Genomic DNA, 15797 nt, shown 5'->3' with positions numbered 1-15797 from the left:
TAAAGTATTGAGGTTTTAGTCTTGAGTATTGAGATAGTTTTTTAAGAAACAGATTGCTTCTGCTGTTACCTCGCAATGACGTTTTATTTGAAGTCTCATTACTCAATTCTCACATCTAATGTCTATTTACCAACCCAATTTTCTAAAATTTGCTTTCCATGTGGTGTTAACACAGATTCTGGATGATATTGCACACCGCGAACATCGAATTCTTTGTGACGAAGCGACATGATTTGTCCGTTTTCATCAAAAGAAGTTGCTTCCAAACTTTCGGGTAATGGACTGGCAACAATCCAAGAATGATAACGTCCGACATCAAAAGATTTTGGCAAACCATTGAATAAGGATTCATCTTCCACAGAAACTTCCACTTTCGTGGCAACTCCATGATAGACTTCCGATAGATTTGATAACGAACCGCCAAATACTTCTCCGATAGCTTGTTGTCCCAAACACACACCTAAGATGCTTTTCGTTGGTGCATATTCGGCAATAATTGCTTTTAGCAAACCTGCTTCATCAGGAATTCCTGGTCCTGGCGAAAGAATGATTTTTTCATAATCGTCAACTTCTTCAAGTGTAAGTTGGTCGTTTCGTTTTACGGTAACATCACAGTCTAAATCTTCTAAATAGTGTACAAGATTGTAGGTGAAACTGTCGTAATTATCTATGACTAGTATTTTTTTCATTTCTTTTTATTTAGTATTGAGATGTTAGTATTGAGAATTGAGACGCGTTTTATTTTAAATCTCACTACTCAATTCTCATATCTCACTTCTTCTTATATTGTTTCTGCTATTTCCAACGCTGTATTCAATGCTCTTAACTTATTATACACTTCCTGATTTTCGTTTTCTTCGGATGATTTTGCTACAATTCCTGCGCCAGCTTGGTAATGTAATTTATGGTTTTTACTTAGAAATGTTCTGATCATAATCGCGTGATTGAAGTTTCCGTCAAAGTCCATAAAACCGATAGCGCCACCATAAAAGTCACGGTTTGATGTTTCATATTTTTCAATGAGTTGCATGGCTTTGTGTTTTGGTGCGCCACTTAGTGTTCCTGCTGGAAATGTATCAGCTACAACCTGCATGGTTAAGGCGTTTTTATGTTTTTGCGCCGTTACTTTGGATACTAAATGAATGACATGCGAAAAGAATTGCAACTCTTTGTAGGTTTCTACTTTTACTTGATTTCCGTTTCTGCTTAAATCGTTTCGCGCTAAATCGACCAACATGACATGTTCTGCATTTTCCTTTGGATCGTCAAATAGTTTTTTCGCGGAAGCGGCATCTTCTTCATCATTTCCAGTACGTTTGAAAGTTCCAGCAATTGGATGAATTTCGGTGTGATTGTCTTGAACAACCAATTGTGCTTCTGGCGAAGATCCAAAAATTTTGAAATCGCCATAGTCGAAATAGAATAAATAAGGAGAAGGATTGATGCTTCGTAATGCACGATATACATTGAATTCATCTCCTTTGAATTTTTGAATGAATCTTCTTGATAACACCAACTGAAATACGTCGCCACGGTAACAATGTTTTTTGGCTAAAGCCACATTTTGTTTGAACTGCTCGTCATCTAAATTTGACGTGCGTTCGCCATCAATTTTGAAATTATATGTCGTAAAGTTTTTAGAACTTAGTAAATGTTCAATTGTAGCAATATTATCATCTTTTTCATAACAATGTGAAAATATATACGCTTCATTTTTAAAATGATTGAACGCAATGATATTTTGATAAACGGCATAATAAATATCTGGAATATCAAGTGTTTGTTCTTTTTTAGCAATTTCTACATCTTCAAAATACCGAACAGCGTCGTACGCAATGTAACCAAACAAACCATTGTTGATAAATTTGAAATCGTTTTTATCCGTTTCAAACTGTTGTGAAAATTCATGGATTAAGGCAGGAACATCAGTTGTAGCATCAATGGCAAGCTGATTTTTTTCTCCATTTGGAAATTCGCGCGTAAGCGTTTCATTTTCTACTTTAATACTCGCAATAGGATTGCAACATACATAGGAGAAACTGTTTCCACTCGCGTGATAATCACTACTTTCGAGCAATAAGCTATTTGGATATTTATCTCGGATTTTGAGATATACGCTTACTGGCGTAATGGTATCTGCCAGAATTTTTTTGTAGGTTGTTTTTAAAGAATACATAGTTCAGTTTGTTTCAAAAAAAAAGACTTGTCGTGATTGACAAGTCTTTTTATATATCTATTAATAGTAAATAGGGACTTAGCTCACGATTGTTGAAGTTCGTAAGTTCCACCACCAAGTATTTACTAAATTTGTGTTCATTTTTATTGTTTCAACAAATATAAAGAATGCATTCTGAAAATAAAAAGTTTTTTTAGAATTTTAATGTAACATTTAAATCAAATTCATCCTTGATGGCTTTGTCTTTTAATCCATCAATAAATGAAGCTGATTTGTATTTGATTCCAAATTTTGTACGATCTATTTTCAATCCAGCTTCAGCGATATCTTCTTCCAACTCAATGTCAAATGTTATTGGCGAAGTATTTCCTTTAATGGTTAAGTTTGCTGCAACTCTGTATAGATTATCGTCCGTTTCAACTACTTTTCTAAATTTCAAAACAGCTTCTGGATATTTTGTTGTATCAAAGAAATCATCAGATTTTAAGTGTCCATCAAGACTTTTTTTGCTATCTCCTGACAAATCTATGGTATTAATTGTGGTCATGTCAATAATAAATGTTCCGCCCACTAATTTTCCATTTTTGAAGTTTAATGTTCCTTCTTTAAAATCAATTGTTCCTTCGTGTTGTCCTGTAACTTTGTAACCTGTCCAGTTGATGGAGCTTTTTTCTACATTAATTTTTTTGTCTTGTGCAAACGCTGTGGTAACCGTTGCAACTATAAATAAGACTACTAATGTTAAAATACGTGTTTTCATTTTCTTGTTGTTTAATTTATGTCGATTTTGTTTTGTTTCACAATTTTACAAGGATTGCTAACCTCTTAATTTTTCTAATAATATATTGAGTGTTTCGGCTTCTGCTGTGGTAAGTGGCTGAATCGCTTTTTCTTCTAATTCGTTTAGTTTCGGATCAATGGTTTCTAACAAATACAATCCACTTTCGGTAATTACAATTTCTACTTTTCTTCTGTTTTCAGGACAAATAGTACGTTTTACAAAACCTTTTACAAGCAACTTATCAATCAATCGTGTCGTATTACTGTTCTTGTGAATCATGCGTTCTTGAATTGTAGCTAAGTTTGCAGGTTTCCCTTTTTGACCTCTCAAAATTCGCAACACATTAAATTGCTGTGTAGAAATATCGTACTGTTTAAAAAAGTCTAAGAATTTTTCAGAAAACGAAGTATTCGTAATCATAAAATTCAACGCTGTTCGTTTTGCCAATGGCAAGGCAACATCACTTTTTAAAACATCTTGTAATTTCATAATTGTATGTACAATATTTGTATATACAAATGTAATGTTATTTTGCAAACAGAAAAGTAGAGAAGTGTTAAAATTTCATTAAAAGATATTTTGGAATATTAGAACTCATCTCACTACTCAATACTAACAATTCAATACTACTTCACATACCAAATTAAACTTTTTACACGTTTAACAGTCATACTTACAAACAGTTTGTCATGACTTTACAAGAAATTGTGCATTTGTATCATAGAGTAGGATTTGGAATTTCTTATGCGGAAGCTACTGCGTTGGAAAACAAATCTAGGGAAGCGATTGTCAATAAAATTTTCAGTGATTCAGATACGTTTACGTCATTAACGATTGACATTTCTGAGTTGTTGTCAACATTAGAAGTTATAAAAATGCGTGATCGTAAAAAAGTGCGTTCACTCATAAAAGAAAGTGCTAAAAAAGTACACGAGCTCAACAGCGCTTGGATAGCTCGCTTAGGCACTTCAAACCAATTATTACGTGAAAAAATGACGCTTTTTTGGGCAAATCATTTTGTGTGTCACGATAAAAATATTCTTCATATTCAACAATACAATAATACGCTTCGCAAACATGCGCTTGGCAATTTTAAAGATTTTGTTATTGCCATTTCCAAAGAAGCTTCCATGATAAAATATTTAAACACAAAACAAAATCGCAAGCAAAAACCGAATGAAAATTTTGCGCGTGAGTTGATGGAATTGTTTACGCTTGGACGCGATCAGTATTCTGAAAAAGATATCAAAGAAGCGGCACGTGCTTTTACGGGATGGAATCATGATTTGAAAGGAAATTTTCGCTTCCGCAGATTTCAGCATGATACTGGAAATAAAACCTTTTTTGGAGAAACAGGAAATTTTGATGGTTCAGACATTATTGAAATCATCCTAAAACAAAAACAATGTGCGCAATTTATCTGTGAAAAAATATATACATACTTTGTAAATGATCAAATTAACGATGCTCACGTACGTGAAATGACTGAACTATTTTACAAAGAGTACGATATTGAAAACTTGATGCGTTTCGTATTACTATCAGATTGGTTTTACGATAAAAAAAACATTGGAACAAAGATAAAATCGCCAATGGAATTCTTAGTTGGTGTGCATAAAGTAGTTCCGATGCAGTTTGAAAAAAAGCGTGAATTAATTTATCTACAAAAATTATTAGGACAGCATTTACTGTTTCCGCCAAATGTAGCAGGTTGGAAAGGCGGACGCAATTGGATCAATCCGAATACCATGATGTTACGACTTCGATTGCCTTCTGTTTTGTTAGCAAATGGTGTCATTTCGTTGGATGAAAAAGGAGAATTTGAAGACGATTTTCAACGACTCAACGCACGACAAAATCGACAACGAAGACTAAAAGTGAAAGCCGATTGGCAAACATTTACGGCTGCAAATAAAACTGTATCGTTGCAACAATTACAAAAAACACTATTGGTAAGTCCTATAAATAAAGGAACACAGGAATATTTAGAGAAATTAGAAAAAGAAGACATTAAAGAATATTGCATTCAACTAATGTCGTTGCCTGAATATCAATTGTGTTAAGTGAATAATAGTAGGTATTTGAAAAGTCAAAGTCTCATCAAACCGAACTTGATTCGGTTTCTCATCATCATTGTAAATTAATATAATGAGATTCTGAATCAAGTTCAGAATGACGACTTTTTAAACTTTCCAGATAATCTCACAAAATAAGTTTTTGGATAAAAAGAGTGTTTAAGTGAGATTCCCGTCTACACGGGAATACAAAATAAATAGTATGAAGAGAAGAGATTTTTTAAAACGGACATCTTTGGCAAGTACAGCGTTATTGTTGCCAAAATTTTTATCAGGCTTTAACTTGCTTGATGAAGCCGTTGCGACTGGAAAAAAGTTAGTGATCATTCAACTTTCGGGTGGAAATGATGGTTTAAATACAATTGTGCCGTTTCGAAATGATATTTATTATAAAAAACGTCCATCTTTAGCACATCAAAAAAGTAACTTGATCGGAATTACAGATGAAATCGCGTTTCATGAAAGTCTCGTTGCGCACAGTAATTTATACAACAACGGAGAATTGTGTGTCATCAACAATGTTGGTTATCCAAATCCAAATCGTTCACATTTTAGAGCAACGGATATTTGGCAAACCGCAAGCGATGCAGACGAATATTTACAATCGGGTTGGATTGGTCGTTACTTAGATGTTTCCAAAAGTAAATCGTTAGACGCCATTGAAGTTGATGATACGTTATCATTGGCTTTAAAAGGAGAACTAACAGACGGAATTGCCACAAAAGATCCCAATATCTTTTACAAAACAACGCAAGCGCCATATTTCAAAAAAGTAGTTTCACATCATGATGATGCGCATTTGAGCGAGCATAATTTGGGTTATTTGTACAAAACCATGGTTACCGCTTCTTCTTCTGCAAAGTACATTTACGAAACCTCAAAAACGTACACTTCAAAAACGACCTATCCGAATAATAAATTTTCAAAACAACTCAAGCAAGTTGCACAATTTATCAATTCAGGATTGCAAACAAAAGTATATTATACATCGCTTGGCGGATTTGACACACATGCCAATCAAGCCAACAAACAAAAGCGATTGCTAAAAGTGTACGATGAAGCCATGGCAGCGTTTATAAAAGATTTGAAACAACAAGATTCGTTTAAAGACACCTTAATTTTAACCTTTTCAGAATTTGGACGTCGTGTGCAACAAAATGCAGCCAATGGAACCGATCATGGAACGGCAAATCAAGTATTTCTCATTGGAAGTCAATTGAAGAAACAAGGTTTTTACAATCCGATGCCCAATTTGACAAACTTAGACGCCAATGGCGATTTGATATACGATGTAGATTTCAGAAAAATTTACGCATCCGTATTAAACAATTGGCTAGACATTGATGCTAAAAAGGTAATTAACAAGTCATTTTCAGGATTGAATATTGTTTAAATTATGTTAAAGAAAGGTTCATCAAAGCTACTTTTCGTATTTTTATACTGAAAACTATAACCATGCTACAAAAAAGTATTTTTATCATTCTTTGTCTCGTAATTTTTTCGTGCAAAAACGAAACAAAATCACCAGCTGTTATAGCTGATACAAGTGTTGACAAAGAAACCAACGCAACCACACAACCTGAAACTTCAACGTCAGAAATTCCAGTTTTAAATTTTGAAGAGTTTGAAAAGTATCTTCAAATAGAAGATGATAACATTCATGTAGTCAACTTTTGGGCAACGTGGTGTGCGCCTTGCGTGAAAGAATTGCCATATTTTGAAGCGGTAAACGAAGAATACAAAGACAAAAACGTCAAAGTATTGTTAGTTAGTTTAGATTTCAATCTCAAGAAATTGAATACATTTTTGGCAAAAAACGAATTAAAATCTGAAAAAGTTTTGTTAGATGATCCTGATCAAAATGCTTGGATTCCGAAAGTGTCCAAAGACTGGTCTGGCGCAATTCCGGCAACGGTAATTTATGGAAAAGGGAAGCGTAAATTTTATGAACATTCCTTTACAAAAGCAGAATTAGAAAGTGAACTTAGAAATTTTATAAACCAATAAACCCGCAAAATGAAAACACTAAAATTAGCAGTAGTAGCCATACTTTTTATGACCTTTTCATGTAAGGATAAAAAGAAAGAAGATACTACAGACGCAAAAACACAAACGGTTGCTGAAAACGTTTCAACACCGAAAAAAGAAGTAGCAAACGGTTACCAAGTTGGAGATATCGTAAAAGATTTCTCTCTGAAAAATGTAGATGGAAAAATGGTTTCTATGGCCGATTACAAAGACGCTAAAGGATTTATTATCACATTTACTTGCAACACGTGTCCGTATTCTGTAGCGTATGAAGACAGATTAATTGAACTCGACAAGAAGTATGCAAGTCAAGGATATCCTGTAATTGCGATCAATCCAAATAGTCCAGAAGCACGACCAGATGATAGTTTTGAAGCAATGCAAGTACGTGCAAAAGAAAAAGGATTTACATTTCCATATATTTTTGATGATGGACAAAAAGTATATCCAGTATTTGGCGCAACACGTACGCCACACATGTATGTAATTGCAAAAACACCAAAAGGAAATCAAGTAAAATATATTGGCGCTATTGACAACAATCATAAAGATGCTGCTGCAGTCACAAAACGTTATGTAGAAGATGCAGTTGATGCATTATTGGCAGGAAAAGAAGTTGAGGTAAAAACGACGAAAGCAATTGGTTGCTCCATTAAAGTATAAGTACTTAATTTGAGAATGATTCAATTTGATAATTTGAAAATTGAATGTATTGTCTTAAAAATAACAAAGGCATAACTTTTGCCTACAAAAAAACCGAAGTGTTCAACTTCGGTTTTTTTATGGAAGAAATATTCTGAAAAAGTTTAACTTTGAAAATAAAACAACGAATAAAGAAATTAAAAATGTAAAACACAAAATGTAAAATGTAAAAGTATTTCTTTCATTCAACAACTCAACAAATAACGAATATCGAATAACAAACAATAAATATCGAAGTTTAAAATCATCTAAATTTGAACTTTGAACTTTGAACTTTGAACCTTGAACCTTGAACCTTGAACCAAGACCAAAGACCCAAGACCAATTAGTATTTTCGAATAACGAATGATGAATAACGAATGATGAATAACAAACAACGAACAAAGAAATTAAAAATGTAAAACACTAAATGTAAAATGTAAAAGTGTTTCTTTCATTCAACAATTCAACAATTCAACAATTCAACAACTCAACAAATAACGAATATCGAATAACAAACAATAAATATCGAAGTTTAAAATCATCTAAATTTTGAACTTTGAACTTTGAACTTTGACCCAAGACCCAAGACCCAAGACCCAAGACCAATTAGTATTTTAGAATAACGAACAAAGAAATCAAAAACGTAAAACACTAAATGTAAAATGTAAAAGTGTTTCATTCAACAAATCAACAAATCAACAAATCAACAAATAGCTAATATCGAATAACAAATAATGAATATCGAAGTTTAAAATCATCTAAATTTGAACCTTGAACCAAGACCCAAGACCCAAGACCAAAGACCAAAGACCCAAGACCAATTAGTATTTTCGAATAACGAATAACGAATAACGAATAACGAACAACAAACAACGAAATCAAAAATGTAAAACACTAAATGTAAAATGTAAAAGTGTTTCATTCAACAAATCAACAAATAACGAATATCGAATAACAAACAATGAATATTGAAGTTTAAAATCATCTAAATTTTGAACCTTGAACCTTGAACCTTGAACCTTGAACCTTGAACCTTGAACCTTGAATCTTGAACCTTGAACCTTGAACCTAGACCAAAGACCCAAGACCCAAGACCCAATTAGTATTTTCGAATAACGAATAAAGAAATTAAAAATGTTAAACACTAAATGCTAAATGTAAAAGTGTTTCATTCAACAACTCAACAAATAACGAATATCGAATAACAAACAATAAATATCGAAGTTTAAAATCATCTAAATTTGAACCTTGAACCTTGAACCTTGAACCTTGAACCTTGAACCTTTAACTTTGAACCTTGAACCTTGAACTTTGAACCAAGACCCAAGAACCAAGTAGTATTTTCGAATAACGAATAACGAATAACAAACAATAAACAACTATTTACAAAAGCTATGGCAGATTTAACACAGCAAGAATGGCAAGAACAACTTGCAAATGATACAAATGCAGTAATCCTTGATGTTCGTACACAAGACGAAGTAGACGAAGGATACATTCCAAATGCAAAACATATTGATATCTTTTTAGGACAAGGTTTTATGGATGAAGTTCAAAAACTAGACAAGTCTAAAAACTTCTATATATACTGTCGTTCAGGCGGACGAAGCGGACAAGCATGTGCTGTGATGAACAGTTTAGGTTTTGAAAACACGTACAACTTAATGGGCGGATTTTCAGAATGGGAAGGCGATACTACAAACTAAAACTACTTTTATGAAACTTTCAAAGCTTATGTTTTCAGTCTTTTTAGCTTCTATATTGTCATTTTTTGGATGTTCCAATGGACCTAAAGAAAATAACGTGTCGGTTGCACAACTTCACGAGTTATTGGAAAACGAACAAATTACCGTTTTAGACGTGCGAACACCTAAAGAAATTGCGCAGGGAAAAATAACAGAAAACGCATTGGAAGCTGATTTTTTTGAAGATGATTTTATAGCAAAAGCTACGTCAAAAATTTCAAAAGATGAAACTGTTTATGTGTATTGCAAAGGCGGCGGCAGAAGTGCAAAAGCCGTTGTGAAACTTCGCGAGTTGGGATATACAAAATGCTACAATGTGGAAGGCGGAATCAAAGCTTGGAAAGCAGAAAATTACACAGTAGAATAACTTTTTAACTATTTACATCAATCACTTTGAGCAATTCAGAAGGCGTTGGCCTAGTTCTGTAATGATCTGTTTGATTGGTGTAAATAATCTTTTCTTCAGCATCGGTAATAATTACGGTTGGCAGTGTTGTGTCAGATGAAAATCCAAAAATTTGGAATCCAAATGGCAATCCATTTTCATCGAAAATATGCAATTGCTTTGAAACTTTATGTTCAACATCAACTAAAAATTGAAAGTCTAAAGAATGCTTTTCCGTTAGTTTTTTGCTAAAATTATGTGGTTGCGAACTTATAAAAATGGTATTGATATTTCTATCACTAAGTTCTTTATGATTGTCGACCATTTCTTGAATTTGTGCCATGCAAAACGGACACCAATTCCCTCTGTAAAACATAAAAATACTGGGCGTGCCCGCAAAACGATCGCTTGTAACTACAGCACCTTGCGCATTTTCAAACGTTAATAATGGAAGCTTATTTCCAATATTTAGGAGGTGATTTTCTTCTTCATTTCTATGCTGAAAATACGAATACCAAACCAAATAGGTAACCCAGCCCAATACAAGTGTGAAATTTAAAATTGTGCACGTTAGATGAATTTCTCCAATCAAATTTCCCGATATAAAACTGGAAATACAGCCCAAAAATACCAAAAATGTGTAGCTTTTTAAAACCGTATCTGTTCGCGGAATTGGTTTTATAAAAATTTTAGCGAAGAAAAAAACAATACTTCCCGCAGTAATAAAATGTCCAAAATGTTGTATTGAAAATGCACCTTTAAACAGATGTATCATACCATCTGCCAAAGCTATCAATGCCATGATTGGGAAAATAACTATAAAAATAGACTTGCTAGGGAAGTTCATTAAAAAAATTCGAGACTAAAGTAGGTTTTCAAAAATGTTAGATACAATGTATGAAAAAAATATAAAAAAGTGTATTTTTACATTAATAATCTTACAAAAGAATACTAAATCTCTCTCCTCATTGAAATTATTAATCATTAATAATTGTCAATATGAAAGTACGCGAAGATTTTTTATACTACCTCTGGGAATTTAGTAAACTTCAACTTCAAAAATTAGAAACAGCACAAGGCGAAACCATTCAAATTTTAAGTTTGGGAACCCGAAATATGTATGCAGGTCCAGATTTTTTTAATGCGAAAATTCACATAGGAAATCAACTTTGGGCAGGAAACGTAGAAATGCACGTAAATGCTTCCGATTGGTTTGTACATCATCACGAAAAAGATAAAAATTATGACAGCGTCATTTTGCATGTTGTTTGGAATTACGATATGGACATTTACCGCAAAGATAATTCTGTTGTGCCCACATTAGAACTAAAAAAATATACGGAATTGTCACAAACACATGCATATCTACAATTGCTCAATTCGCCAAAAAAGTGGATTAACTGTGAAACTGATTTTCCTGCGGTATCAGAATTTCAATTTAGCAATTGGATCGAACGTTTATATATAGAACGCTTGGCGCGAAAAGCCTCAGAAATAGAAACACTGGTTAAAGAAACAAACTACGATTGGGAAGCTGTTTTGTTTCAATTATTGGCAAAAGGTTTCGGATTGAAATTGAATAGTGAAGCATTCCTAAACGCTTCAAAAACCATTGATTTTTCAATCATTCGGAAGCTTCGTAGCCATCAAATTTCGCTCGAAGCATTTCTATTTGGTAGTTTTGGATTGCTGCTGCAAGAAGATACTCAGGAAGTTTATCATGAAAACTTACAGCGTGAATTTCAATACATTGCAAACAAATTTAAGTATCAAAAAAATCCGCACATTTCGATACAATTTTTTAGAACACGACCTGCAAATTTTCCAACGATTCGCGTTTCACAATTGGCAACTTTATACCATCGTGAAGCTGCTTTATTTTCAAAGTTAATAGCGTCCATTTCATTAACTGAAATATATTCTTTATTGCAAGTGCCAACATCCACTTTTTGGGAAACGCATTACACGTTTGACAAAAGTTCGCCCAAACGAAAAAAAGTAGTTTCAAAAAACTTTATAGATGTGTTGTTGATTAATACCATATTGCCTTTAAAATATTGTTATGAAAAATACCTTGGAAAATCGCCTATTGAGTCTATTTTGGAGTTGCTAACAATGATTCAACCTGAAAAAAATACGATCATTCAAAAATTTGCAGCAACAGAAATTTCCATCGAAAATGCGTTGCAAACACAAGCATTGTTAGAATTAAAGAAAAACTACTGTGATATTCAGAAATGTTTGCAATGTGTTACTGGAAATGCATTGCTACAATCGTAATATCTTTTTAAAAAAGATAAGAAGTGTTTCTGTAAAAAACTTTATCTTGCAGTACATGTGTAAAACACGCAATACAAATGAAATTCATCTATAAATTACGATACTTTTTTGAGAAACACGGTTTTGGTGTCCTGTCGCGATTGGCAGAACGTTTAGGAATGCGCGCAAAAAACGTACGCTTATTTTTTGTCTATGTAACCTTCGCTACTTTGGGTGTGAGTTTTGGCTTGTACCTTACGTTGGCATTTATATTGCGATTAAAAGACTTAATTTACACCAAACGAACTTCAGTATTTGACTTATAATTGAATTATGTATAGATTTTTCAAGTCGAAATTTTACCTAGCTTTATTTCTTCTCATCTTCGTATTGGTTGTCGGAACCCTAGGTTTTAGATTGGTGTCCAATGCAAGTTGGATAGATTCTTTGTACATGACGATCATCACGATCACTACCGTTGGATTTGAAGAAACAGTTTCTTTGGATGACAATGGAAAGATATTCACTATATTCTTAATCATTATCAGTGTTTTTGTATTTGCATATGCTATTTCGGTTATAACCGAGTACATACTCAGTAGAAGTTCTTTAAAAAATATCATAAAACGTACGACTCTAAAAAAAATTAAGCGCATGGAAAATCATATCATTATTTGTGGATTTGGACGAAATGGAAAGCAAGCCGCTGAAAAATTAATTGTACACAATCAAGAATTCGTAATCATTGAAATGGATAGAGACATCATTGAGCGTTATGAGGATTTTGATGGATACTTTGTAGAAGGAAATGCCAGTGAAGATGAAGTGTTAATGAGAGCTGGAATAGAACAGGCAAAATGTTTAATTACCGCACTTCCGAGTGATGCAGATAATTTATTTGTGGTATTGTCAGCACGTCAGATCAATGAAAAATTACTGATTATCAGCAGAGCTTCGGAAGAAACATCATACAAAAAACTAAAACTTGCAGGAGCAGACAATGTGATTATGCCTGACAAAATAGGCGGCGAACATATGGCGTCTTTAGTAGTAGTTCCTGATTTGGTAGAATTTATAGATAATCTTTCCATAAGTGGCGATAACACTACGAATGTAGAGGAAATAAAAATGGAAGATTTGGCAACTTCTGGAAAAGAAATCACGCTCAAAGAATTGGATCTTCGAAGAGAAACAGGTTGTACTGTAATTGGTTACAAAACACCTGATGGCGAATATATTATCAATCCTGAAGCAGAACTAAAACTCGCCAAAGAATCTAAAATAATTGTGTTAGGTCGTCCTGAACAAATAGAATTACTAAAAGAAAAATACGACTTATAGAAAGTGTCGAAAAATCTTATTTAACGCGCTAAAACTTGATTAAGCAATTTTTTTTTAGCATCTTGCTAGCTTATAAAATTGGACACAATAAATATTAACTAACTGAGACTATATCATGAAGAAATATCTTCTATCATTATTTACAATCTTATTACCCATACTAACTTTTGGACAAGAAGTCGCCGAAAAAGGACTCGATCAACAAATCGATGCATGGTTTGGCTGGGCGACAGGCTGGTTTGTGAGTTTTATCTTTTATCAAATTCCATTTACAGATGACATTAAAGTATTTTGGGTATTATTTCCATTAATTCTTGGAGCCTTGTACTTTACATTTTACTTTAAGTTTATCAACTTTAGAGGTTTCTTTACATCTGTAAATATTGTAAGAGGAAAATATGACGATATTGATCATCATGAATCTATGGTAGGAGCAGGAGATGCTACGCCTGGTGGCGATGCTATCGAAACTATTGCTATTGAAGGTCATGAAGGAGAAGTTTCGCATTTCCAAGCTTTAACGGCTGCCTTATCGGCAACAGTTGGTTTAGGAAACATTGCAGGTGTTGCTATTGCTGTATCTATTGGTGGTGCAGGAGCAACGTTTTGGATGATCATTGCAGGATTATTAGGAATGGCATCTAAATTTGTAGAATGTACACTTGGTGTAAAATACAGAGATATTGGAGAAGATGGAACTGTATATGGTGGACCAATGTACTACCTTACAAAAGGATTAAAGTCTAAAGGTTTAGAAGGCTTAGGAAAAGTATTGGCAGTATTATTTGCCATCTTCGTAATTGGAGGTTCATTTGGTGGTGGAAACATGTTCCAAGTAAATCAAGCTTTTCAATTAGTTGAAAATATTACTGGAGGAGATGCATCGATTCTACACGGAAAAGGATGGTTGTTCGGTTTAGTAATGTCTATTTTAGTAGGTATTGTAATTATTGGTGGAATTAAGAAAATTGCCAAAGTAACAGACAAAATTGTACCATTTATGGTGGTTATTTACGTTGCTGCTTCTTTATTTGTAATCTTTGCAAATATTGGAATGGTAGGCGATGCATTTGCACAAATATTCAATGGAGCATTTAGCCCTGAAGGAATTGCCGGTGGTGCTATTGGTGTGTTAATTCAAGGATTTAGACGTGCAGCATTTTCTAATGAAGCAGGTATTGGATCGTCATCAATTGCGCATTCAGCAGTAAAAACAAAATATGCAGCAAGTGAAGGAATGGTGGCTTTATTAGAACCATTTATTGATACTGTAGTTGTATGTACAATGACAGCACTCGTATTAATCATTACAGGAGCTTTAGCTGCTGGTGGTGGACCTTCAAATGATGCAGAAGCTATTTTAATGACTTCAGGAGCATTTGGTAGTGTTATCAGTTGGTTCCCATATGTATTAACAGTTGCCGTAGTATTATTTGCATTTAGTACAATGATTTCATGGTCGTATTACGGTTTCCAAGGTTGGGCATACCTTTTTGGAAGAAGTAAAAGAGCAGAGTATACGTATAAAATTGTATTCTGTTTGTTCGTAATTGTTGGTGCAGCGGCAAGTTTAGGATCTGTAATTGGATTCTCAGATGCCATGATATTTGCGATGATGGTTCCAAACATGATTGGATTGGTATTATTAGCGCCAAAAGTAAAAGAAGAACTCACACGATATATGAACGCTATCAAAGGAAAATAATCATAAAAATCACTTTTTGATTATAGAATAATAAACCCAAAAATACTCATGTAACGATTCATCTAAAACAATCGAAACATGAAAAATATCAAATCTCACTTCAAATTTGCAACAGCAGAACGGAGTGGGATTTTGTGTATATTATTCCTAATTTTTATTGCACAAGGAATCTACTTTTACACAAATCCCACGACGACGACAGTACCTTTTACAGACCATCAACTTATAGCTTATCAAGAACATATTGATTCGTTAAAGGCAATTGCATTGTTAGAGAAGCAACCTAAAATTTATCCGTTCAATCCAAACTTTATTTCCGATTATAAGGGTTTTACGTTGGGAATGTCTACGGCAGAAATTGACCGATTACACAAGTTTCGGGAAACCAATAAATATGTTAACTCTGCGAAAGAATTTCAAGGCGTAACGAAGGTTTCAGATTCATTACTCAACAAACTACAACCGTATTTTAAATTCCCCGAATGGGTCACTAAAAAGAAGAAAAAGTATCCAAATACTTCAACTGGATATTCTAAAAAAGAAGCAGTAGCCGTTAAAAAAATAGACATCAATCTGGCAACAGTTGCAGAACTCAGAAAAGTATATGGAATTGGCGAA

At 33.6% G+C, this 15797-nt stretch carries 15 protein-coding genes and 1 pseudogene; 11 read left to right on the top strand and 5 right to left on the bottom strand.

The window, feature by feature from the left end; all coding sequences use genetic code 11:
• Nucleotides 1-122: 122 nt before the first annotated feature.
• From AA089_RS19295 to AA089_RS19280, 4 genes are all read right to left on the bottom strand, one after another.
• Nucleotides 123-689 (bottom strand): anthranilate synthase component II, encoded by a 567-nt coding sequence (locus tag AA089_RS19295; RefSeq protein ID WP_046758639.1) that lies wholly within the window; start codon nt 687-689, stop codon nt 123-125.
• A gap of 92 nt (nt 690-781) precedes the next feature.
• Entirely contained in the window at nt 782-2176 is a 1395-nt protein-coding gene (locus AA089_RS19290) for an anthranilate synthase component I family protein (protein WP_046758638.1), read from the bottom strand.
• A gap of 193 nt (nt 2177-2369) precedes the next feature.
• Nucleotides 2370-2936 (bottom strand): YceI family protein, encoded by a 567-nt coding sequence (locus AA089_RS19285; RefSeq protein ID WP_046758637.1) that lies wholly within the window; start codon nt 2934-2936, stop codon nt 2370-2372.
• A gap of 57 nt (nt 2937-2993) precedes the next feature.
• Nucleotides 2994-3446 (bottom strand): MarR family winged helix-turn-helix transcriptional regulator, encoded by a 453-nt coding sequence (locus AA089_RS19280; protein WP_046758663.1) that lies wholly within the window; start codon nt 3444-3446, stop codon nt 2994-2996.
• 200 nt (nt 3447-3646) lie between these two features.
• Between AA089_RS19280 and AA089_RS19275 the strand changes: the two genes are divergently transcribed.
• From AA089_RS19275 to AA089_RS19250, 6 genes are all read left to right on the top strand, one after another.
• On the top strand, nt 3647-5020 hold the full coding sequence (locus AA089_RS19275) for a DUF1800 domain-containing protein (protein ID WP_046758636.1): 1374 nt from the start codon (nt 3647-3649) through the stop codon (nt 5018-5020).
• A gap of 214 nt (nt 5021-5234) precedes the next feature.
• Entirely contained in the window at nt 5235-6425 is a 1191-nt protein-coding gene (locus AA089_RS19270) for a DUF1501 domain-containing protein (protein ID WP_046758635.1), read from the top strand.
• Between the two features lie 62 nt (nt 6426-6487).
• Nucleotides 6488-7039 (top strand): TlpA family protein disulfide reductase, encoded by a 552-nt coding sequence (locus AA089_RS19265; protein ID WP_046758634.1) that lies wholly within the window; start codon nt 6488-6490, stop codon nt 7037-7039.
• A 9-nt stretch (nt 7040-7048) separates the two neighbouring features.
• Complete coding sequence (locus tag AA089_RS19260; protein ID WP_046758633.1) at nt 7049-7723, top strand: thioredoxin family protein; 675 nt, start codon at nt 7049-7051, stop codon at nt 7721-7723.
• A gap of 1415 nt (nt 7724-9138) precedes the next feature.
• Nucleotides 9139-9450 (top strand): rhodanese-like domain-containing protein, encoded by a 312-nt coding sequence (locus AA089_RS19255; RefSeq protein WP_046758632.1) that lies wholly within the window; start codon nt 9139-9141, stop codon nt 9448-9450.
• A gap of 10 nt (nt 9451-9460) precedes the next feature.
• Nucleotides 9461-9856 (top strand): rhodanese-like domain-containing protein, encoded by a 396-nt coding sequence (locus tag AA089_RS19250; protein ID WP_053002591.1) that lies wholly within the window; start codon nt 9461-9463, stop codon nt 9854-9856.
• Between the two features lie 4 nt (nt 9857-9860).
• Here AA089_RS19250 and AA089_RS19245 read toward each other — a convergent pair whose 3' ends face one another.
• Nucleotides 9861-10676, bottom strand: a complete 816-nt coding sequence (locus AA089_RS19245) for a peroxiredoxin family protein (protein ID WP_046758631.1) — start codon at nt 10674-10676, stop codon at nt 9861-9863.
• Between the two features lie 197 nt (nt 10677-10873).
• Between AA089_RS19245 and AA089_RS19240 the strand changes: the two genes are divergently transcribed.
• The 5 genes and pseudogenes from AA089_RS19240 to AA089_RS19220 all read left to right on the top strand — a co-directional run.
• A complete protein-coding gene (locus AA089_RS19240; RefSeq protein ID WP_046758630.1) occupies nt 10874-12154 on the top strand; it encodes a DUF2851 family protein in 1281 nt (426 codons plus the stop codon).
• A gap of 77 nt (nt 12155-12231) precedes the next feature.
• Entirely contained in the window at nt 12232-12459 is a 228-nt protein-coding gene (locus AA089_RS19235) for a PspC family transcriptional regulator (protein ID WP_046758629.1), read from the top strand.
• 7 nt (nt 12460-12466) lie between these two features.
• Complete coding sequence (locus AA089_RS19230) at nt 12467-13474, top strand: potassium channel family protein (protein WP_046758628.1); 1008 nt, start codon at nt 12467-12469, stop codon at nt 13472-13474.
• Nucleotides 13475-13589: 115 nt separating this feature from the next.
• Entirely contained in the window at nt 13590-15179 is a 1590-nt protein-coding gene (locus tag AA089_RS19225; protein WP_046758627.1) for an alanine/glycine:cation symporter family protein, read from the top strand.
• 78 nt (nt 15180-15257) lie between these two features.
• Nucleotides 15258-15797 (top strand): annotated as a pseudogene (locus tag AA089_RS19220) (helix-hairpin-helix domain-containing protein); the annotation flags it as partial.

Source organism: Kordia jejudonensis (assembly GCF_001005315.1).
In the GTDB taxonomy this organism is placed as follows: Bacteria; Bacteroidota; Bacteroidia; order Flavobacteriales; family Flavobacteriaceae; genus Kordia; species Kordia jejudonensis.
Note: the sequence above shows the minus strand (reverse complement) of the source record. Positions and strands in the feature narration are given on the sequence as shown.

Bases quoted from the DNA above. Each gene is read 5' to 3' on its own strand.
- AA089_RS19285 (WP_046758637.1), bottom strand. From the start codon at position 2,936: ATGAAAACACGTATTTTAACATTAGTAGTCTTATTTATAGTTGCAACG.
- AA089_RS19250 (WP_053002591.1), top strand. From the start codon at position 9,461: ATGAAACTTTCAAAGCTTATGTTTTCAGTCTTTTTAGCTTCTATATTG.
- AA089_RS19255 (WP_046758632.1), top strand. From the start codon at position 9,139: ATGGCAGATTTAACACAGCAAGAATGGCAAGAACAACTTGCAAATGAT.
- AA089_RS19275 (WP_046758636.1), top strand. From the start codon at position 3,647: ATGACTTTACAAGAAATTGTGCATTTGTATCATAGAGTAGGATTTGGA.
- AA089_RS19280 (WP_046758663.1), bottom strand. From the start codon at position 3,446: ATGAAATTACAAGATGTTTTAAAAAGTGATGTTGCCTTGCCATTGGCA.
- AA089_RS19235 (WP_046758629.1), top strand. From the start codon at position 12,232: ATGAAATTCATCTATAAATTACGATACTTTTTTGAGAAACACGGTTTT.
- AA089_RS19265 (WP_046758634.1), top strand. From the start codon at position 6,488: ATGCTACAAAAAAGTATTTTTATCATTCTTTGTCTCGTAATTTTTTCG.
- AA089_RS19225 (WP_046758627.1), top strand. From the start codon at position 13,590: ATGAAGAAATATCTTCTATCATTATTTACAATCTTATTACCCATACTA.
- AA089_RS19245 (WP_046758631.1), bottom strand. From the start codon at position 10,676: ATGGCATTGATAGCTTTGGCAGATGGTATGATACATCTGTTTAAAGGT.
- AA089_RS19230 (WP_046758628.1), top strand. From the start codon at position 12,467: ATGTATAGATTTTTCAAGTCGAAATTTTACCTAGCTTTATTTCTTCTC.
- AA089_RS19295 (WP_046758639.1), bottom strand. From the start codon at position 689: ATGAAAAAAATACTAGTCATAGATAATTACGACAGTTTCACCTACAAT.
- AA089_RS19260 (WP_046758633.1), top strand. From the start codon at position 7,049: ATGAAAACACTAAAATTAGCAGTAGTAGCCATACTTTTTATGACCTTT.
- AA089_RS19240 (WP_046758630.1), top strand. From the start codon at position 10,874: ATGAAAGTACGCGAAGATTTTTTATACTACCTCTGGGAATTTAGTAAA.
- AA089_RS19290 (WP_046758638.1), bottom strand. From the start codon at position 2,176: ATGTATTCTTTAAAAACAACCTACAAAAAAATTCTGGCAGATACCATT.
- AA089_RS19270 (WP_046758635.1), top strand. From the start codon at position 5,235: ATGAAGAGAAGAGATTTTTTAAAACGGACATCTTTGGCAAGTACAGCG.